This is a genomic window from Paraburkholderia sp. XV (assembly GCF_020177535.1).
In the GTDB taxonomy this organism is placed as follows: domain Bacteria; phylum Pseudomonadota; class Gammaproteobacteria; order Burkholderiales; family Burkholderiaceae; genus Paraburkholderia; species Paraburkholderia caribensis.
Map to the genome: position 1 here is coordinate 1 of NZ_JAGUUD010000011.1, position 19,858 is coordinate 19,858.

Genomic DNA, 19,858 nt, shown 5'->3' on the forward strand with positions numbered 1-19,858 from the left:
CGCAGGGGCAGTATCATGATGAGGAATTGGGGCTGCACTATAACCGGCACAGGTATTACGATCCGCACGCGGGGCGCTACATTAGCAAAGACCCCATTGGCTTGGCCGGTGGGTTGAATGAGTACAACTACTGCAAAAATCCCACGGGCTGGGTCGATCCCCTGGGATTGACTGCGGGTAGTGGTGGCCAAACGTCAGGTACTGTACGACCACCGCTTACGGGTGCGACGCCGAATTCGATTTATACGAAAAGCGATTCGACGGGAACGGTTGCCGTGCAGAATGCGGTCTACCATGGCAATGGTGATCTAATCGGGCAAGTCGATTTCAAGAATCACGGTGGATGTGCATGCTCTGGTCATGCACACCCAATTCAACCCCCGGGTAGTGCGGCGAGTGTGGCTGCGGCGCATGGTCCCAACGCACCTCATATTCCGCCATCGGATGTTCCGGCTGAATGGAAGGCGATTCCTCCGGGCATGAAACCAGCAACACCTATTGGACAGTAGGGGCGGAGATGTCTGAAGAAGAATTGAAACAATTGCTAAACGACTATCACAACTTTGATGATGGTCTTGTTGTGTCGTTTGGTTTCTTCTATCCGATGGGAGAGCCTGCAGCGGCTCAAGCTATCTTTTATGCGAAAAATCATTCGGTTCCGGGGGATAGATGGGATACCGTCAAGATCGTTGTGAAAGATGTTGCGGAATTCAATGCCCAATGGAAAGGGAATCAGCCAAACTCGATTTGCGCGGGGGTGCATCTGGTGAAATTCGATGACTTATGGTGCTTGGATGTTGACGGTGTGTATGGAGAGGTCGAAGATCCGAAGTCAATTGAAGATGTTCGGAAGTTTGGTGACTGCTATGTAACTGGTCGTGACGTTTATGTTTATGTTGCCGAAAATCGTCAGCTTGATTTATACGGGAGCCTGATAACTCTCTAGGTGAGTAAGTCAAGGGCCGCTGACGCGGCCCTTTGTTCTTCTGTTCGACGGTGATGGTGAGCCGCCCATGTTCAACAGCGATCTTGACGCGCTGTCCTGCTGCAAATCCGGCGTTCTCGATCCAACGCCCAGCGAGCTTCATCCACGGATAAAGCGGCGGCGCGCTTCGCAGGTGCAATGGTCGCTTCCAGTTGCGCTGGAAGTGTCGGGGACTGCTGGATGGGCACGAAACGTTCGGTGAGCCATTCTCGCGCCACGACACGCGCGGCGTGCAGGATCGGGAGAAGGTGGAGGCGTGGCGTCGATCGCTGCCGAAGTGGCTCGATAACGTGATGGGCGAGTATCTCGGGGTGACGTGCGAGTATGACGCGCACGCCAATCTGACGCGGCGCCGGGAGCCGGGCGGACCGACATGGCTGTATGAGTAAGATGCGGCGGGTCGCCTGAAGAAAGCGCGGCGCTATGCGCGCCCGCCCGCGGCGCGTGAGTTCGATCATCAGCTACGCACCGCCGATGAGTTTCAGCCCGCAACGGGCTCGACACTATTCCTGACTCCTCGAGCCAGCCTCACCCCTCCCTCACCCTCAACGGAAAAATAACCGTCGCCGCCAGCAACCCCAGCGCCCCGCCAATCAACGTCTCCCACGCCCGCGCCGTGAGAAATGGAATCGAGTGCATACCATTCACCGCCAGCGTGACGATCAGCGTGAACGCGAACGCGCCGCACGCAATGTCATACCGCTCGGGCAACGCCATCGAATAAACGACCATCGCGAGCGCCGCGGCGAGCCAGATCAGCAGCGGCGCATGCTCCGCAATCGGCAAACAGATGAGCCCGAGCGGCACCCCAACGAGCGTGCCGATGATCCGCCGCCGCACGCGCTGCACGGTGCCTGTCGCGGACCCGGCGACCACGTACGTGCACGCCGTGATCGCCCACACCGATTCCGCGAGGTTCAGCCACGCGTTCAACGCGACGACCACGAGCGCGCCGCTTGCGGCCTGCAGTCCCATCACGAACTCGGGTGAAGGCCGTCCCGGCACGGGCTCGGGTCCGGGCGACAGCGCGGCGACGACGGCTGGCCGTTCGGCGGGCCCGCTCAGCAGCCGGGGCACGATCGACGCCAGCATCGCGATCAACCCCGCAATGGCAATCGCGGGCAGATCGGCGGGCGCGAGGTTCGCGCCGTAGGCGAGCAGTTGCCCGATGTAGATCTGCGAGCCAAGTCCCCCGCCCGTCACGCCGAATCGCTTCAGGTAGCCAACGAGGAACGCCCCCGTCACCAGTACGAGCTCGGGACCAGCGTGCCCGAAGCCGAGCAGTGGCTGCGCAACGCATACATACATGGCCGCACCGAGCGCGGCCGCCGCACAGAGCAGCGCGAGATCGCGGCTCGATTCGGGCCGCGTCGTGCGCGCCTCGGACACGCTCGCCCACAGCGCGAAGTTGGCCGCGAGCAGACCGACCGACGTACCGCGTGGCAATCCATGCGTGACGTCCTGCAATGTGCCGAGCGCCGCGGCGAGTCCATATGCCGTCACGAGGCGCAAGCCCTTGATGCGTCGATGCGTGCCGGGATCGACGCGCGCCAGCCAGCCGCCGAACGCGGCAATCGGATGCCTCGCGGGTAGTCCGCTGTGCGCGGTGTCGGCGGAAGGTTCGCGATCGGCGGGATCAGTAGACGGGTCCATGGCACGCGTCGTCACAAAGGCGCAAGAGTTCGCATGCGGGAAAGCGACGTCCCGCCGGGTACGGACACGGCGAGACGCGGCCCGGCGCCGCAATGGCGCAATGCCCGCTTCACTGGCTTGCCGCAGAGGCCGGGTTCGCATTGCTGGCAGGAGCGCCTCCCGCGGCGGCGGCCCCTGTCGCCGACGCGGCTTCGGACGACGCCACTGCCTCCGACGCCGCCGCCGTTCCCGACCTGCCCGAATCCGCTGCCGTCTGCGCCGCAGGCGGCGCGGATGCGCCGGACACGGGCACGGCCGTCGACAACGCGCCCGATGCCGTGCTGCCGGCGAGCTGCGCAGTCCCTTCGTCCGCGCCCGTTCGCTGCCGGTAGCCGTACACGATGATGCCGATCAGCAACACGATGACGGCGAGTATGCCCCAGGCCCAGACGGGAACGCGGCGTGGGCGGGGCGCGGAAGGTTCGACTGTCGTCAGCAACTGCGCGGGCGCGCCAGGCGCCGTTCGCGCGGCAGAGGAAGCAGAAGCGGAGGCAGCGCCATAGGCAGAAGCGCCAGGCGCGCCGCCCGCCAGTCCGTAGGGATCGCTGCCAGCATAGCCGCCGGACCGCGCGGCATCCACGGTTGGCGGCGCTCCGTTCCCGGCTGCGACGCTTTCGCGTGGCATGACGGCCGCCAGTTCGACGAGCCGTTGCGGGACGCTATCCGCGAACGCAGCGGAACTCTCGAATCCGAGTGCCTTCGCATAGCCTTCGGCGAGCCACGGCGCAGCGATCGGCCACTGATACGCGAGCAGTCCGGGCAGGTCGCCCGCGCTGCCCTGTTCGAGCAGCATGTGGTGCTTGGCGGCGCCGAACACCACAGCCGATGCGACGTCCGTCAACGCATGCGTGGCTTGCGGCGGCACGGCCGTCAGCGCGGCGATGTGGTCGCTGATCATGGCGATTTCGCGGCTGTCGGCGATGCGCGTCGCGAGCGCATGACCGGAGCGCTCGACGGCCTTCAGCCCGTGCGAACTCGCGGTCAGGCCGGCGAGTTGCGCCGCGATGCGCGGATTGGACTCGGTGGACATGAGCACGATGAACAGGCGTTGCGCGCTTTCCGCGCTGCCCGCTCTAGCCATCATCGTCAGGACGATGCCGGGTGCCGCGCGTTCCACCACCAGGCGGATCGTGTCGGGCGGCAAACCGATGCGGCTGCTCAACTGCTCGAGAACGTAGGGATTGAAGGCGGCGTGGGCCGCGGCGACCAGATCGGCGTCGTTCACCAAAGGTCTCCTTCGTGTTAGCAAACGGATGAGAGAATCACCTGTCGCGCGGCGGTTGGCCGCTTGCCTTTGTCCGAAACGGCCAGGTAAGTATAGGCAGGAATTCGGGCGGCCGGGCGGCGGCGAATGTCGCCCGGAGCCAGGCACCAAGACAGGCGGCCGCCGGGGAAATGCGCTTGCTATTTTCAGACGCGAGTATCACTCTCGATAGAGCCGCATGCCGGTGCAAAGGCCCGGCAGCCTGTCCGCCACATACGCCGACGCCTTTACGGTGGAGCACGCCATGAGATCCGCCATTTCCGTTCACGATCCCAGCCGGCAATTGCTGCCGTTTCGCGAGTCCCTGCTCGCGATGCTCGGCATCGCCTTCGTCACGATGCTGGTGGCGCTCGACCAGACCATCGTCGGCACCGCGCTGCCGCGCATCGTCGCCGATCTGAAGGGTTTCGACTTCTACGCGTGGGTCGCGACCTCGTACATGCTTGCGTCCGTCATCACCATTCCGATCTTCGGGCGGCTCGGCGACCTGTATGGCCGCAAGCCGTTCCTGATCGCCGCGATCCTGCTGTTTACGCTGGCGTCGGTGCTGTGCGGGCTCGCGAACAGCATGCTGTTGCTGGTCGCCGCGCGCGGCCTGCAGGGCATCGGCGGCGGCATTCTGATCGGCACCGTGTTCGCCACCGTCGCCGATCTGTTCCCCGATCCCAAACTCAGGCTGCGCTGGCTGGTGTTCGTCACGTCGTCGTTCGGCATTGCGAACATCGTCGGGCCGACGCTCGGCGGCATGCTCACGCAAATGCAGAGCTGGCGGCTCGTATTCTTCGTCAACGTGCCCGTCGGCATCGTGTCGCTGATCTTTGTCCAGATGTTTCTGCCCAGGCTGCGCCATCTGAAGGCGAGCGGGCCGATCCAGCTCGACTGGCTCGGCGCATTCGTCGTCGCGGTGACGTTCGGCGCGCTGCAACTGCTGATCGAATTGCTGCCGCGCGAGGGCATCAGCGGTACGACGGGGCTGCTGTTCGCCATCACGACCGTGTGCGGCCTGACGCTGTACTTCTGGGAAAAGCGCATGGGCTATCCCGTCGTGCCCGTCGACGTACTGCTCGACCGCAAGCTCGCGCCGCTCTTTGCGATGTCGGTGCTCGGCGGCTTTGCGCTGTTTTCGATGGTGTTCTACGTGCCGCTGCTGTTCCAGGGCGGCTACGCGATGTCGCCACACGACTCCGGCATGCTGATCACGCCGCTGCTGCTCGGTACGACGGTCGGCAGCGTGCTGAACAACCGCATCGTCACGCGGATCCGGCGCGCGAACGGGCTGATGTACGCCGGCTTCGCGTTGTTCGTGGCCGGCTGCGTCGCGCTCGTTTCGTTCAAGGGGCACGAGCCGCATATCGTGTGGATGGCGTGCATGGGCGTGAGCGGACTGGGGCTTGGCCTCGTTGCGACCAACCTGACGATCTGCTCGCAGCAGATCGTCGCGCGCGATCACCTCGGCGCGGTGACGGCGCTGCTGCAATCGCTGCGGATTTTTGGCGGCATGCTCGGCACCGCGATCACGGGCGCGCTGCTCGGGCATATGTACACGCAGGGCGTGAACCGCTCGCTGGATTCGTACCAGGCGACGCAATGGCTCAAGTCGTTCGCGAGTCCCGATCTGCTGGTCGATCGCAACGAGCAGTCCGCGCTGATCGAGCACCTGGTGGCGGCAGGGCAATCCGGCGATCCGATGATGCACATGGCGCGCGAAGCGCTCATCGCGTCGATTCACATCGGCTTGTCGGTGGCCGCGCTCGCCGCGTTGATCGGGCTATGCCTCGCGTGGTTCGTGCCCGCCGTGCAGGTGACCTATGCCGAGACGGAAGTGCGAGGTGCATGAGCGGCATCCACGGTTTCCGGGTTCGCGGGCCACGGGTTTTGCTATCATGGCTGTATAAATATACAGCCTTCCGTCTCCGATAGCCGTGCCGACCGACGCTCCCGATCCGTTCTATTACCTGTCGAATTTCGAGCGCGCGCTCGCGTGGATCGCCGGCCGTTACGACGATCTGCTCGACGACAGCGAGCGCGCCTTTCTAGGCGCATTCCTGCGCGACGACGCGCGCCTGCCGAAAGCATCGCGCGCGCTACTCGTGCGCATGCTGATGCGCAAAGGCACGCTGTTTCGCACTGGGCGGCTCGCGTATGCGGAAATCGGTTGTCCCGTGCAGGCGGCTGCGCCGCTCGCCGCGCTTGGTTGGGTCGATGCGGACGCGGCCCTGTCGCTCGACGAACTGTTCGCGTGCGCGACGCGCCCCGAACTGCAACGCATGTTCGCTGTTTCGCCCGCGCTCAAGGGCCTGCGCAAGGTCGAGTGGCTCGAAGCGCTGCGCGTCGCGGACTCCGCGCACGCGTTGCAGCGGCGTTATCGCGAATGGGACCCAGCCGCTGACGAAGCCGCGCTGCGCGTGCTCGTCGCGCCGCTGTGCGAGCGCTTCCGGCTGATGTTCTTCGGCAATCTGCATCAGGACTGGTCCGAGTTCGTGCTCGCCGATCTCGGCGTGTACCAGTACGAGCGCGTGGCGTTCGCGCCGTCGTCGCGGGCGTTCCGGCAGCGCGGCGATGTCGACGGTTATCTGGCCTTGCAGGCGTGCCGCGAAGCACTGGAACTGACGGGCGACGCCGCGTTCGACCCGCTGCTCGAAGCCGTCGATGCAATCGATACACAGCACAACCCCTGGCTCGCGTTGCGCCGCGCGAAGCTGCTGTACGCGATCGGCTATCAGGCCGAACGCCGGCGCGACTGGGAGGCGGCGCTGCGCATCTACGAACGCTGCGCCTGGCCGGGCGCGCGGCACAGGCGCATGCGCGTGCTGGAGCGCGGCGGACGCGACGAAGCGGCGCTCGCGCTGGCGCTGCAAGCTGCCGCGCTTCCCGAGAGCGAAGAGGAGCAGCAGCGCGTCGCGCGCATGCTGCCGCGCCTGCAACGGCGGCTCGGCGTCGCCGCGCCAAAACCTGCGGGCGTGCGCGCGGCGCAGCGCGGCATGCTCGAAATGCCGCGTCCACTGGAACCCGTCGCCGTCGAATACGCGGTGCGCGATCATCTGTCCACGCCCGACGCGCCCGTGCACTACGTCGAAAACGCGCTGATCAATTCGCTGTTCGGTCTGCTGTGCTGGGAGCCCGTTTTCGAGGCCGTGCCTGGCGCGTTCTTTCACCCGTTCCAGCGTGGCCCCGCCGATCTGCACGCGCCCGACTTCCGCGCGCGCCGCGCCACGCAATTCGACGCCTGCTTCGCGAAACTGGACAGCAGCGCGTATCGCGAGACGATCCTGCGTCACTTCGAAACCAAAGCCGGCTTGCAATCGCCCTTCGTGTTCTGGGGCATGCTCACGCCCGAGCTGCTGACGCTCGCGCTCGATTGCCTGCCCGCCGCCCATCTGAGGCTATGGTTCGACCGGCTGTTGCTGGATATCCGCGCGAACCGTTCGGGCCTGCCCGATCTGATCCGTTTCTGGCCGCGCGAGCGGCGCTATGAACTGATCGAAGTGAAAGGACCGGGCGATCGTCTGCAGGACAACCAGATACGCTGGCTCGCGTACTGCGTGCAGCACGACATGCCCGTGCGCGTCCTCGATATCCGCTGGACCGGCAGCGCCAGCGATGCGCTCGCCGGTACAACGGACGCGGAGGCGGCATGACCTACGTCGTCGCCGTGCGCACGCTCTGCGAGTTCACCGCGCGGCGCGGCGATCTCGATCTGCGCTTCACGCCCGCGCCGTCGGCGCTCGAAGGCATCGCCGGACATCAGGCCGTGACGGCGCGTCGCGCATCCGGCTACGAAGCGGAGATCACGCTGACGGGTACGCACGGCGGCCTCACGGTGCGCGGCCGCGCCGACGGCTACGACCGGGCGTTGAACCGGCTCGAAGAGATCAAGACGCATCGCGGCGATCTTGAACGGATGCCTGCGAATCATCGGGCGCTGCATTGGGCGCAGGCGCTGGTGTATGGGCATTTGCTGTGCGAGGCGCGCGCGCTCGATGCACTGACGGTCGCGCTCGTGTATTTCGATATCGCCAGCCAGAAGGAAACCGTGCTGACCGAACAGCATACGGCCGCGTCGCTGCGCGCATTCTTCGAGGATCAGTGCGAGCGCTTCGTCGCGTGGGCGGCGCGCGAAGCAGCGCATCGCAATGCGCGCAACACTGCGTTGAACGCGTTGCGTTTTCCCTACGGCGAGTTCCGCAGCGGTCAGCGCGAACTGTCCGTAGCCGTGTTCCGCGCGGCGCGCGACGGGCACTGTCTGATGGCGCAGGCGCCGACGGGCATCGGCAAGACGCTCGGCACGATCTTTCCGCTGCTAAAGGCGTGCGGTGCAGATCATCTCGACCGCGTGTTCTTTCTCACGGCAAAAACGCCGGGCCGCGCGCTCGCACTCGAAGCCATCGAATCCCTGCATCGCGGCGAAGCCGCGCTGCCGTTGCGCACGCTCGAACTCGTCGCGCGCGACAAGGCCTGCGAGCATCCCGACAAATCCTGCGACGGCGACTCCTGTCCGCTCGCACGCGGCTTCTACGACCGTCTGCCTGCCGCGCGCGACACCGCGTTGCAGGCGCGCACGCTCGACCGCGCAGCCGTGCGCGAAGCGGCGCTGGCGCATGGCATCTGTCCGTACTATCTCGCTCAGGAAATGGCGCGCTGGTGCGACGTCGTGATCGGCGACTACAACTACTACTTCGACAGCAGCGCCATGCTATACGCGCTCACGCAGCTGAACGGCTGGCGTGTCGCGGTGCTTGCCGACGAAGCGCACAATCTGCCCGACCGCGCGCGCCGCATGTACAGCGCGACGCTCGATCAGCATGCGTTTCGCGGCGCGCGCCATGCCGCGCCCGCAGCGCTCAAAAAGCCGTTCGATCGCCTGAATCGCGAATGGAATGCGTTGAACCGCGAGCGCCGTGCCGCGTACGAGGTGCTGCCCGACGTGCCGCCAAAACTGCAGTCGGCGTTGCAAAACCTGATCGCATCGATTGGCGATCAGCTTGCGGAAACCCCGCAATCCGTCGATGAAAACGCGCTGCGTTTTTATTTCGACGCACTGCATTTCATGTCGCTCGTCGAGCAGTTCGGCGATCATTCGATCGTCGACGTGACGCTCGACACACCGCACGGCGCAGCCCGCGCGAAGCCCGCCACGCAGATTTGCGTGCGTAACGTGATTCCCGCGCCGTTCCTCAAGCCGCGCTACGCCGCCGCCCGCGCGACGATCGTATTCTCCGGCACGCTCAGCCCGCAGCATTTTTATCGCGACATGCTCGGCCTGCCCGCCGACACCGGCTGGCTCGACGTCGAAGGACCGTTCAGGGCGGAGCAGCTGAATGTGCATGTGGCGCATCACGTGTCGACGCGCTGGCGCGATCGCGAGCGTTCGCTCGAACCGATCGTCGATCTGATCGCGCAGCAGTACGCCGCGCGTCCGGGCAACTACCTCGGCTTTCTGAGCAGCTTCGATTACTTGCAGCGCGTCGCGGGATCGATGCGCGAACGGCATCCGCAGGTGCCCATCTGGACGCAGGAGCCGCGCATGGACGAGCGCGCGCGCGACGCGTTCCTCGCGCGCTTCGCGACGGGCGGCGCGGGCGTGGGCTTCGCGGTGCTGGGCGGCGCGTTTTCGGAGGGCATCGATCTGGTCGGCGAACGGCTCATCGGCGCGTTCATCGCGACGCTCGGCTTGCCGCAGATGAACGACGTCAACGAACAGATGCGCCGCACCTTCGATGCGCAGTTCGGCAACGGCTACGACTATGCGTATCTATATCCGGGCATGCAGAAGGTCGTGCAGGCGGCGGGGCGCGTGATCCGCACTGAGCACGATGCGGGCGTCGTGCATCTGATCGACGACCGGTATCGGCGCGCGGATGTGAAGCGCCTGTTGCCGCGCTGGTGGAAGATAGCGACATAGCAACAAGAACGGGAGACACGCCGTGCGCCCAGGCGAATACCGCTTCACGACGATCTGGCGCGTCGACGCGCCGCTACCGGCCGTCTGGGATGCCATCCACGACCCCGCGCGCTGGCCGCAATGGTGGACCTGCGTCGAGCGCGTGATCGAAGTGGAGCCGGGCGCGAGCGACGGCGTCGGCGCCTTGCATCGCTACACGTGGAAAGGGCGCTTGCCGTATCGCGTCGCGTTCGACATGCGCGTGACCCGCGTCGAGCCGTTCGCCGCCCTCGAAGGCGAAGCGTGCGGCGACGTCGAAGGAACGGGGCGCTGGCAGTTCTCGACGCACGGCGAAGCGACGGTGGTGCGCTACGAATGGCGCGTACGCACGAAGCGCGGCTGGATGAACCTGCTTGCGCCGATCGCGCGCCCGTTCTTCAAATGGAATCACGACTACGTGATGCAGCGGGGCGGCGAAGCGCTGGCCGATCTGCTCGACGCGCGGCTGCTCGGCGTCGAACATTCGTCGTGAGGCGGGCAGGCGGGGGCCGCGTCACGGAAGCTCAGTGCCGCGCCACCTTCGACGACGGCTTTTGCGCCTGTTGCGGTCCATCCGGCACATTCGACGGGCGCGGCGGCCCTTCGAGGTCGTCGTTAGCGGAATCGGAACCGCCTTGCGCGGGACTGGCCGTGATCAGCAAACTGCGCTGCGGATTCGCGATCTCGATGCCCTTCGCGCGGAACGTCTCGACGATGCGCCGGTTGAATTCGCGCTGCACGGGCCAGCGCGACGAGTCGCGGCATTGAATCTGGCCGGCGAGCGTGACGGACGCGCCGTCGACGGCATCGACGCCCCAGAAGCTGAAGTCCGACAGAATGCCGTCCTTGAACTGCTCGTCGTCGCGCAGCGCGGCGCCGATTTCCTTGAGCGTCGCGATGGCGAGGTCGACGTCCTCGCCGTACGCGATGCTGACGCGAACGGCGGCGTTGCCGAGTCCGCGATTCGTATTGTTCACCGTCGACACCGAACTGAACGGCACCGTGTACAGCGAGCCGTCGCCGCCGCGCAGGCGCACCGTGCGGATAGACAGATATTCGACCGTGCCGGAGACGCCCGCGAGCGTCACCCAGTCGCCGACCTGCATCGCGTTTTCCATCAGCAGGAAAATGCCCGTGATGAAATCCTGCACGAGCTTTTGCGAACCGAAGCCGAGCGCGACGCCGAAGATACTCGCGCTCGCCAGCAGCGGCGCCGTGTTCACGCCAAGCTCGCTCAAACCCGTCATCACGACGACCAGCGCAATCACGACGAACAGCGCCGAGCGCAGCATCGGCACCAGCGTGCGCAGCCGCGCGGCGCGCATCAGGTCGCCGCTTTTGGTCCACTGCGCGAGGCGTTTTTCGACGGAGACGTTCGCGATCTCCCATACCACCAGCGCAATCACGGCCGACACGCAGATCGTCACGATGGCCGACGTCAAGCGGTGGCCGATCGCACCGGGCCGGAAGAACTGCCACACGTCGAGTCCCCACAGCTGCAGCAACACGAGCGCGGTGACAACCACCACGAGCGCGGAGATGACGCGCCGGATCAATGGGTAGTAGCGGTACGCGTGCTGATGCACCAGCGAACGCTGCTCGCCTTCTTCGACATGAAAGAGCCGCCCGAGCGCGCCGAACAGCACGATCGCCACCACGCGCGCACCCACCAGCACGGCGAGCGACAGGCCGCCCAGATGCAGCAGCGTGCGGTAGCCGTTGTGCACGTCGAGCGCCCACACGAACCACAGCGCCATCACGATGAACACGGCGACCCACGCCCACATGTCGATCAGGCCGTGCGCGAGCATCGTCACGGTGCGCTGGCTGTCGGCGTCCGTCTCGCCGGTGCGCTCGCGCAACAAGGCGGAAATCGGCGCGCGGCATTGCAGGATCATGATCGACACCATCACATGCCCGACCAGCGCCAGCAGCTTGACGAGGGGCAGATGCGCGGCGTCGCTCAGGCCGAGCGCGGTGGCGATCTGGATCATCGCGCCTCCCGCGCCGATCACGCTGACCACGCGTATCACCCAGCGCTGCATGAACAGCGCCCAGCTATCGGGCACGCGCAGCAGGCGCAGCCCCGGCGCGTCCGGCTGCAGGAAAAAGCCTGCGGCGATCACGATCGCGCGGCAAATCATGTACAGGTCGATCAGTCCGTTGAGCGCCGCGTCCTGAACCGTGCCGTCCTCGGTGAAGATCGACATCAGCGCGCTCGCGGCCGCGACGAACACGACGAGCGGCAGCACCCGCAACAGCAGTTGCAGCGCCGCGCTTGGCAAACGCTGCAGCGTGGTCCAGTGATGTTCCGCCTGGCGCTTGCTGCGGGCTTCTTTTTGCTGGTTGCCGGGGTTGTCGGGCCTGGGCTGCGACGATTCGGCCGACGCCCGGGGCGGCGTCGACATCGACGGCGCGGCCGGGCTCGCCGCGACGCCGGCTGCCGCCTGCGCTGCGGCGGTTTCCGCGGCTTCGGCGGTTTCAGCGGTTTCGGCGTTCGCGGCATGATCCGAGGCTGCGGCTTCGCGTGCGTGCTCGCGCGCTTCGCGAGCCTCACGTGCCTCGCGCCGCAAGATGATCGCGGCGCGCGCCCGGCGCAACAGCCTGCGCGCCAGCCATTCGAGCGCGATTGCGGGCAGCAGCGTGCCGATCAGCGCGAGCAGCACGCTGAACACCTTGGCGCGCTCGTGCGGATCGGAAAGCTGCACGTTCCACCAGTAGCGGGCCGACGATGTGTCGAGCAGCACGGCGACCGAGCGTTTGAGGTTCATGCCGCCTTCCGTGATCCAGTGCGCGCCCTGGCGCACCAGCTGCGACGCGAGCCCGTTCGATTTGAACGCGGCGGGCACGCTCGCGCCCGACGCCGCGTCCGCCGCCGATGCACCCGACACGGGTGCGGCGGGCGTCGCGAGCGCGCCTGCCGCGGCGATGGCCGTCAGCGTGTCTTCGATCTGCGCGCGCTTTTTGGGGTCGTTCAGCACCTGCAGCGCCTGGCGGGCCTGGTCGGGCGTGAGCGTGACGGTGGTGGCGGACGCGCCGGACGCGCTGGTCGTCGCCGTCACGGCGGAGAAGGCGGGCGCGCAGAACAGCGCGAGCAGGCAGAGCAGGAGAAATTTGCGCATGTAGGGCCGGTGGGCGGCGGCGATGCGCGTACGGCTGGACGCGATGCGGCGCCGGGAGCCACCACGATTCGACTGGAAAATAAAGCGACCCTCGCGGCGCACGATAAGTTCCGCAAAGCAGCGAATCCGATCATCCAATGCGCATGAATGCGTGCGATGCACGCTTTTTCGTGTTTTTTTGTGCTGATGGGGAGTGCGGCGGCGTCGCTGGCGCTTGGTGCGCGTTACGCGTGAGCGGGCTTGCCGAGCGTCCCGCCGACAACTTCCGTGAAGGTCCGTTCTTCGCGCAGGATGAAGCGCCTGGCCTGCGCCATGGCGAAGTTTTCGACCGCTGCGGGATCGGTGCGCAGCCTCGCGCGATACGCTTCGTAAGCGGCGAGGCTGTCGAACGCAATCAGGCCCCACGCGATGTCGTTCGTCCCTTCGTACGGCAGGAAATAGCCGAGCAGATGGCCGCCGCAGCGCGGAATGATATCTCCCCAGTTCTCGGCGTATTGCCTGAACGCTTCGCGCTGGAACGGATCGATCTGATAGCGGATGAAACAGGTGATTGTCATGGAGACTCCCGTCGTGGTTGCCGTGGGATGGCTGACGGTCAGTATCCGTGACGCGTGGCGCGCGATGTTTCAGGCTGGGTGGAAGTGTCGATGTGCCTTGCGCTACGGCTCGCCTCGCGGCTTCGGCTGGCCGCGAATCGTGGCCGCTGCGCAGGCCGCGCCCAGCAGCGCGCATAGGGCCGACACCAGCGCGACGGCGCGCAACCCCGCGTCGATCGCATCGGACTGTGCGGCGACGATCTCGGCAGGCACAGCATGCGCGCCCGCCATCGCGTCCGGTTCGAGCTGACCCTCGCGATGCAGATCGGCGGGAATGTGCAGCTGTTCGAGCCGCATCGACAGCGCCGCGTCGTGCGACCAGACGAACACGATGCCGAGCACCGCGATCGCCAGCAGGCTCGCGATCCGCGCGACGGCATTGTTGATGCCGGACGCGACCCCCGTGCGCGCGGCGGCAACGGACGTCATCACGGTTGTGGTGAGCGGCGCGACCGTGACGGTCATGCCGAGGCCGAGCACGGCGAGGGCGGGGAAATAGCTCGTCCAGTAGCGCGCGCGGTCGATATCGAGCCAGCCGGGCAGCGCGAGCAGCGCAAAGCCGGCTGCCGCGATCACAGGCCCTGCCGTCAGCAGCCGGCGCGCGCCATAACGCGCCGCCAGCCCGCCAGTGAAGCGCGACAGCACGCCGATCACGACGGGCACGGGCAGCAGCGCCGCGCCCGCCTGCGTCGCCGTATAGCCGTGCGCGCGAATCAGCGTGAACGGCAGAAAGAACAGCGCGCCGCCCAGGCCGAAATACAGCAGCAGCGTCACGAGGTTCGCGCCGCTGAAATCTCGCGAATGAAACACATCGAGCGGCATCATCGGGTCACGGCTGCGCGCCTCGATGGCGACGAACGCGACGCACAGCGCCAGCCCGCCTGCTATCAGGCCGTTCACGATCGCATCGCCAAAACCATGCGACGAAGCGAGCGTGAGTCCGTAGGTCAACAGGCCGAGCCCCAGTGCCGCCGTCAGCGCGCCCGGCAAGTCGAGTCGCTGTGCAGCGCCTTCGCCGCGGCTGGCCGGTATCGACAACAGCGCGAGCGCAACCGTGACGGCCGCAATCGGCACGTTCAGATAGAAGATGGCGCGCCACGAGAACGCGTCGACCAGCCAGCCGCCCGCGACAGGACCGAGCGCCGACGTGATCGCGCCGAAGCCGGCCCATGTGCCGATCGCGCGGCCGCGCTCGCGTTCGTCGAACACGGTGCCGATAATCGCGAGGCTTCCCGGAACCAGCAGCGCCGCGCCTGCGCCTTGCACGGCGCGCGCCGCGATCAGCGCGGCGGGCCCCGGTGCGAGGCCGCAGGCCGCTGACGCCACCGTGAACAGCACGATGCCCGCGACGAACACGGTGCGCCGCCCGAGCTTGTCGCCCAGCGCGCCGCCGACCAGCACGAGCGACCCGAGCAGCAGCAGATACGCGTTGACGACCCATTGCATCGCCGCGACGCTGGCGCCGAGCTCGCTCTGAATGGCGGGCAGCGCGACGTTGACGACCGAGCCGTCGATGAACGCCATGCTGGAGCCGAGTATCGTCGCGCCGAGCGCAAGGCGCTTGCGGCGGCACGGCATCCCGGCGGCGGGTTGCGCGCGGATCGCGAGATCGTCGCAGGGACTGGCCTGGGCAGGGAAGGCGTGCGGCTTGTCGCGCGCATGATTCAGAGAAGCGTGGTCGGACATGACGGGTGTCCACTCCATTGCGGTGCGATCGACAATGCAATGGACACGTCAGGCGCCACGCCGTTCAGCAATAACTGGATGACGCGACGGCCGCCGCGCGACGCAGCGGAAGAAAACCAACGGAAGAAAGTCGGGAGAACAACCGAAGCGGAACAACAGCGAACTCAGCCCACCGGCATCGCTGCGACGGCGCGCGGCCTGTGCGAGCCCGCATCACTGTCGTCGCTGTCGTCCGCGCCGCCTGGATCGGATGAGCCGTCCGTGGCGCCATCGGTGCGGCCTTCGCCGCTGCGGCGCATCGAGCGCATGGCGTTCGCGTCCGGGTTCATACGGTTTGCGTTCATCAGCCGGTAGAGCGTCGCGCGCGACACGCCGAGGTCGGCCGCCGCGCCCGACAGGTTGTGCCCGTGCCGCCGCAGCGCTTCTTCGATCGCCTCGATTTCCGCCTGGGTGCGGATTTCGGCGAGCGTCTTCGCGCGCGCGCCCGACACTTCCGGCAAGCCGAGATCGGTTTCCGTGATGAAGCGTCCTTCCGTCATCACGACTGCGCGCCGCACGCAGTTGATCAGTTCGCGCACGTTGCCGGGCCAGTCGTAATTCGACATCGAGACGACCGCGCCGCTGGAAAAGCCGCGAATCTTGTGCGTGCCGTCCTGCTTGTACATGCTGAGCGCATAGTCGGCGAGCAGGCGGATGTCGCTGCCGCGTTCGCGCAGCGGCGGCTCGTCGAGCCGCAGCACGCACAGCCGGTGATACAGGTCGGCGCGGAAGCGCCCGTCCTTCACGGCGGCTTCCAGATTCACGTGCGTCGCCGAGATCACGCGCACGTCGACCTTGACGGAGGTATTGCCGCCCAGGCGCTCGATCGTGCCTTCCTGCAGGAAGCGCAGCAGCACGGCCTGGCATTCGTGCGGCATGTCGCCGATTTCGTCGAGGAACAGCGTGCCGCCATGCGCATGCTCGATCCGGCCGATCTTGCGTTGCAGCGCACCCGTGAAGGCGCCGCGCTCATGGCCGAACAACTCGGCCTGCAACAGGGTAGGCGGAATCGCCGCGCAATTGATCGCGACGAAGGCCTGTTGCGCGCGCGCCGAGCCGTCGTGCACCGCGCGCGCCGTCAGTTCCTTGCCCGTGCCCGATTCGCCCGCGATGAACACCGGCGCGTCTGTCTGCGCGCACTTGTCGATGCGGCGATACAGCTTTTGCATCGGCTCGCAATGGCCGACCATGCCGTGCGCGCCGAGCGACGGCTGCGGCCGGAAGCTCGCGCGGCGCAGATTCGACAGGCCGTGTGCGTGGCCGAGCGCGAAGATCAGCCGGTCGTTCATGCACGGCGCGGTGACGAAGTCGAAGCAGTAATCGAGGATGAAGCGGCTGGTGAGGTCGTCGGTGGCATGGCCGGGCGCGATTTGCGCGATCCAGTTCGCCTCGCCGTGACGCATGCAGGCTTCGAGCGCCGACAGCTGCTGCTGCGTGACATCGTCGGGCAGCGTCACGAGGCCGACCTTGATGTCGCCGCGATCGAGCAGTTTCTCCGCAGCGGCCGTGGTTCTGGCGTGCACGACCTGCCATCCGGCCGCGCCGAGAAAGGCTGCGAGTGCTTCGTCGGGCGTCGGGGCCATACAAAGCACAGTGCGGTCAGAAGCGCCCGTTGTGGAAGTGGAATTCATGTTACCCCCGGGTGTGGACGTCGCCCTTGCGCGTCGCGCAGCAAGGTCAGTGATCCTTGTACTACGGCAAAACGATGCGGTGTTTTGAGGGTTCGCCTGAGTGAACCCCATCATTTTTCACCTTCTTGTATATGCGGGTCATGAGTGCCGCAATGTCTCCATGCGCTTGCGCTGCATACATGCTTCGCAACGCGAAGTTATCGTCGCATGAAATGCACGGTGAAAACAAAGATAAATGAATGGGTAGGGGCTTTGTATAAGCGTAAATCTGGATGCAGATGCCGCCGTCCTGCAATTTCTACCGGCGCTTAAATCGTTTGCGACCTGTCTCGCCCGCCGCTGCGCGCCAGCGGTCCTCACACGCGACAGCCTTGCTGCACAAGGCTGTCGCTCGTCGGCAGCCGTGCTTTTCCCGCCGTCTCAACTCTGCGACACATTCGACGACCGGTTCTCCAGACCTCGTGGCAGGGCCCTGTGACCGGTATTTCTGACCGGGAGCCCAATGGCATCGGGCCTGGCGGCCCGATTGATCGCATCTTTGAGCGCGCGCCGACGGCAATGTGACCTGGCGAACGCCCGCGCCGCGCCGCGAATTCACGTTACGGTTTCGCAACATTGCGAACGGCAGGCCTCCCGAAAACCACCTGACGCTCAAGCCCGATCACGGCCCGACAAGGGTTTGCGGGCACATGGCATACCCGTTGCGATATGGCAGTCACGACGAAAGCGCTGCTGCCGGAAAGCAAGGCCAAAGGAAGTCTCCGGCAACAGCACAGAACTTCGCAGTCGCGGCCGGGGTTTGCCAGATGCGGCTGTGGGGGCGGCGGAGCCAATGGGGGGCGGACGTCGGCAGAAAGTGGCGCGAATGGTTCGTACGACGTACGGCCATTCGCGACCATGACGACACCTTCGCGGCACCTGCCGGTTGTATCCGTCCGAAAGGGCGGTTTTGCGGCTCAATGCGCATGGGGCGCGGCGGCCATGTGACATCTCATTTCCTACGGGGGAAACCATGAAGAACGCAATCAACCAGTTTCTGCGTGAAGAAGACGGCGTGTCGGCAATCGAATACGGGCTGCTGGCCGGGCTTATCGCCGTGGCGATCGTCTCGACGGTGGGCCTGATCGGCACCAACCTGAACCGCGTCTTTGGCTACATCAAGGACAAGCTGGTCGGCATCACGCAACCGACCTGAGCGTGGCCGGGTCCAGTTCGCATCAGTCCACATCTCAACGGGGAAGACCATGAAAAATGCAGTTCAGAACTTTCTGCGCGAAGAAGACGGCGTTTCGGCAATCGAATACGGATTGCTGGCCGGATTGATCGCGGTGGCGATCGTCGCGACGGTCGGGCTGATCGGCACCAATCTCGACCGCGTATTCGGCTACGTCAAGGACAAGCTGGTAAGCATCACCCAACCGTCCTGATCCAGGCTGTTTCGCGTTCGCGTCACCCGGCCGCTGCCGGGCCACGAAACATGGTCGATCGAGGCCGGCAGCGGCAAACAGAAAAGTCGATTCAACCAGCGGAGCTTTCGATGAACGGTGTGCCTTTTCCAGTGGGTCCGTGCGTGTTGGCGCTGGTCGTGATTGCAGCGATCTACGACCTCCACGCGCGGCGCATTCCGAACTGGCTGATCGTCATCGGTCTGGGCGCGGGGCTCGTCGTTCAGTGCGCGCTGCATGGCGCGATCGACGGGATGCTGTTGTGGGCGGGCGGCACGCTGACGGGCGGCGCCGTGCTCCTGCCGGGTTATCTGCTGCGGATGATGGGGGCGGGCGACGTGAAGCTGATGGCGGCAGTCGGATGTTTTTGCGGCGCGAGCGGCGCTTTCGAAGCCGCGCTGATGGTGTGCATGGTCGGTGGCGTTTGGGCGCTGGCGGAGATGTTGCGGCATCGGCAGATGCGCGCCGGGTTGCACAACATGGCTGCCGTGCTGATCGACGTGTCGATGCCTGCGGACGGCGCGCCGCGCGACAGCGGGCAGGGCACGGGCAACACGGGCAACACGGGCAACACGGGCAACACGAGAACGAGACGGCCGACGACGGGCACGCTGCCGTACGGCGTGGCCATTGCAATCGGCACGATGCTGTCGCTGTTCATGAACGTATGACGCAGCGGCAAGCAACAAGAAAGAACAAGGAATCACGCAGCACGGGGCAAGAACAACAGGATGACTACGGGGAAGCAGTGACGGGGCCAGCAGGCAAATCAGGGCAGGGCGGCAGTGCATAACGACAAACAGCGTGACCAACCGGGAACAAGCGGCGAACGGCGAACAACAGTCGAAGCCCACCGGAGCGCAGCATAAAACGCAGCAGCAGTGGCAAGAGAAACAGCGGCACAGAGCCTTCGCAGAAAGGCTTGAAGCAAATCCAGGAACGGGGTGTGGACGCGGGGTCGTCCACCTGGAAAGAGCCTTCGCAGGAAGGCCGGCCAGATACGGGGGAAGTGATGAAGACGAACGATTCAGGCCGCAAGACGGCCAATGCCAATACATCGGCAACACGGGGGAGCCGTCCCGCATCGGCGGACAAAGGCTGCGGCATCGAGACCGGCACCATGAACCGGCCAGACCGCACGGAGGCAGCGTCCACGGCGTACGCAATGTACTACGTGGACGCGGCGCCGGAACTGCTCTACACGACCGATCCCGCCATCTATCTGCGTCAGCGCGCGCTGCTCACGCCAGCGGGCCGGCTGGAGCGCGAATACGCGCTGCAAGCGCTGCTCGAGGAACTCGTCGTCGCGCAGTGGCTGGCGAAGCGCGAAGCGCAACGCCGCGCGCAGCAAGCCGCGCCGTTGCAGGCCGCCTTGCAGCTGCCCGCATACCAGCGCGCCGCAAGCACGGACGAAGACGACGCGCACAGCCCGCCGGACCGCGACCGCGATCTGATGGACTGACGGACAGACTCGCTGC

The 19,858-nt window shown here is 65.9% G+C and carries 17 protein-coding genes and 1 pseudogene; 11 read left to right on the plus strand and 7 right to left on the minus strand.

Features of this window, described 5'->3' with window-relative positions; translation table 11 throughout:
- Both KFO72_RS42255 and KFO72_RS08555 read left to right on the plus strand, forming a co-directional pair.
- Nucleotides 1-509, plus strand: a 509-nt coding sequence (locus tag KFO72_RS42255; protein WP_318248433.1) for an RHS repeat-associated core domain-containing protein, incomplete at its 5' end; no start/stop codon positions are given.
- 8 nt (nucleotides 510-517) lie between these two features.
- On the plus strand, nucleotides 518-946 hold the full coding sequence (locus KFO72_RS08555; RefSeq protein ID WP_225031931.1) for a hypothetical protein: 429 nt from the start codon (nucleotides 518-520) through the stop codon (nucleotides 944-946).
- 94 nt (nucleotides 947-1,040) lie between these two features.
- On the opposite strand, the pseudogene KFO72_RS42460 reads toward KFO72_RS08555, so the two are convergent.
- A pseudogene (locus KFO72_RS42460) lies at nucleotides 1,041-1,088 on the minus strand (hypothetical protein); the annotation flags it as partial.
- A gap of 49 nt (nucleotides 1,089-1,137) precedes the next feature.
- Here KFO72_RS42460 and KFO72_RS08565 point away from each other — a divergent pair.
- A complete protein-coding gene (locus KFO72_RS08565; protein ID WP_225031880.1) occupies nucleotides 1,138-1,374 on the plus strand; it encodes a hypothetical protein in 237 nt (78 codons plus the stop codon).
- A 139-nt stretch (nucleotides 1,375-1,513) separates the two neighbouring features.
- Here KFO72_RS08565 and KFO72_RS08570 read toward each other — a convergent pair whose 3' ends face one another.
- A complete protein-coding gene (locus KFO72_RS08570; RefSeq protein ID WP_225031881.1) occupies nucleotides 1,514-2,638 on the minus strand; it encodes an FUSC family protein in 1,125 nt (374 codons plus the stop codon).
- A gap of 109 nt (nucleotides 2,639-2,747) precedes the next feature.
- Entirely contained in the window at nucleotides 2,748-3,902 is a 1,155-nt protein-coding gene (locus KFO72_RS08575; RefSeq protein ID WP_225031882.1) for a hypothetical protein, read from the minus strand.
- A 283-nt stretch (nucleotides 3,903-4,185) separates the two neighbouring features.
- On the opposite strand from KFO72_RS08575, the gene KFO72_RS08580 reads away from it, so the two are divergent.
- The 4 genes from KFO72_RS08580 (at nucleotide 4,186) to KFO72_RS08595 (ending at nucleotide 10,354) form a co-directional block, all read left to right on the plus strand.
- Nucleotides 4,186-5,778, plus strand: coding sequence for an MFS transporter (locus KFO72_RS08580; RefSeq protein ID WP_176052357.1), 1,593 nt, complete (start codon nucleotides 4,186-4,188; stop codon nucleotides 5,776-5,778).
- 85 nt (nucleotides 5,779-5,863) lie between these two features.
- The gene (locus tag KFO72_RS08585) at nucleotides 5,864-7,579 is read left to right on the plus strand and encodes a VRR-NUC domain-containing protein (protein WP_225031883.1); all 1,716 of its coding nucleotides are present in this window, start codon (nucleotides 5,864-5,866) and stop codon (nucleotides 7,577-7,579) included.
- Nucleotides 7,576-9,843 carry an ATP-dependent DNA helicase gene (locus tag KFO72_RS08590; protein ID WP_225031884.1) on the plus strand — a complete coding sequence of 756 codons (2,268 nt, stop codon included), beginning with the start codon at nucleotides 7,576-7,578 and terminating at the stop codon, nucleotides 9,841-9,843. Before KFO72_RS08585 ends, KFO72_RS08590 begins: the two co-directional genes overlap by 4 nt.
- Nucleotides 9,844-9,865: 22 nt before the next feature.
- Nucleotides 9,866-10,354, plus strand: a complete 489-nt coding sequence (locus KFO72_RS08595) for an SRPBCC family protein (protein WP_060606478.1) — start codon at nucleotides 9,866-9,868, stop codon at nucleotides 10,352-10,354.
- A gap of 31 nt (nucleotides 10,355-10,385) precedes the next feature.
- On the opposite strand, the gene KFO72_RS08600 is transcribed toward KFO72_RS08595, so the two are convergent.
- From KFO72_RS08600 to KFO72_RS08615, 4 genes are all read right to left on the minus strand, one after another.
- Nucleotides 10,386-12,983 (minus strand): mechanosensitive ion channel domain-containing protein, encoded by a 2,598-nt coding sequence (locus KFO72_RS08600; protein WP_225031885.1) that lies wholly within the window; start codon nucleotides 12,981-12,983, stop codon nucleotides 10,386-10,388.
- 224 nt (nucleotides 12,984-13,207) lie between these two features.
- Complete coding sequence (locus KFO72_RS08605; RefSeq protein ID WP_062916635.1) at nucleotides 13,208-13,540, minus strand: NIPSNAP family protein; 333 nt, start codon at nucleotides 13,538-13,540, stop codon at nucleotides 13,208-13,210.
- Between the two features lie 102 nt (nucleotides 13,541-13,642).
- A complete protein-coding gene (locus KFO72_RS08610) occupies nucleotides 13,643-15,265 on the minus strand; it encodes an MFS transporter (RefSeq protein WP_225031886.1) in 1,623 nt (540 codons plus the stop codon).
- A gap of 164 nt (nucleotides 15,266-15,429) precedes the next feature.
- Nucleotides 15,430-16,935 (minus strand): sigma-54 dependent transcriptional regulator, encoded by a 1,506-nt coding sequence (locus tag KFO72_RS08615; protein ID WP_054934943.1) that lies wholly within the window; start codon nucleotides 16,933-16,935, stop codon nucleotides 15,430-15,432.
- A 1,012-nt stretch (nucleotides 16,936-17,947) separates the two neighbouring features.
- Between KFO72_RS08615 and KFO72_RS08620 the strand changes: the two genes are divergently transcribed.
- From KFO72_RS08620 to KFO72_RS08635, 4 genes are all read left to right on the plus strand, one after another.
- Nucleotides 17,948-18,130, plus strand: coding sequence for a Flp family type IVb pilin (locus KFO72_RS08620; protein ID WP_054934942.1), 183 nt, complete (start codon nucleotides 17,948-17,950; stop codon nucleotides 18,128-18,130).
- Nucleotides 18,131-18,179: 49 nt separating this feature from the next.
- The gene (locus KFO72_RS08625) at nucleotides 18,180-18,362 is read left to right on the plus strand and encodes a Flp family type IVb pilin (RefSeq protein ID WP_054934941.1); all 183 of its coding nucleotides are present in this window, start codon (nucleotides 18,180-18,182) and stop codon (nucleotides 18,360-18,362) included.
- Between the two features lie 110 nt (nucleotides 18,363-18,472).
- Entirely contained in the window at nucleotides 18,473-19,051 is a 579-nt protein-coding gene (locus tag KFO72_RS08630; protein WP_225031887.1) for a prepilin peptidase, read from the plus strand.
- Between the two features lie 341 nt (nucleotides 19,052-19,392).
- Nucleotides 19,393-19,842: a hypothetical protein gene (locus KFO72_RS08635; RefSeq protein ID WP_225031888.1), complete on the plus strand. Its 450-nt coding sequence runs from the start codon at nucleotides 19,393-19,395 to the stop codon at nucleotides 19,840-19,842.
- Nucleotides 19,843-19,858 lie beyond the last annotated feature (16 nt).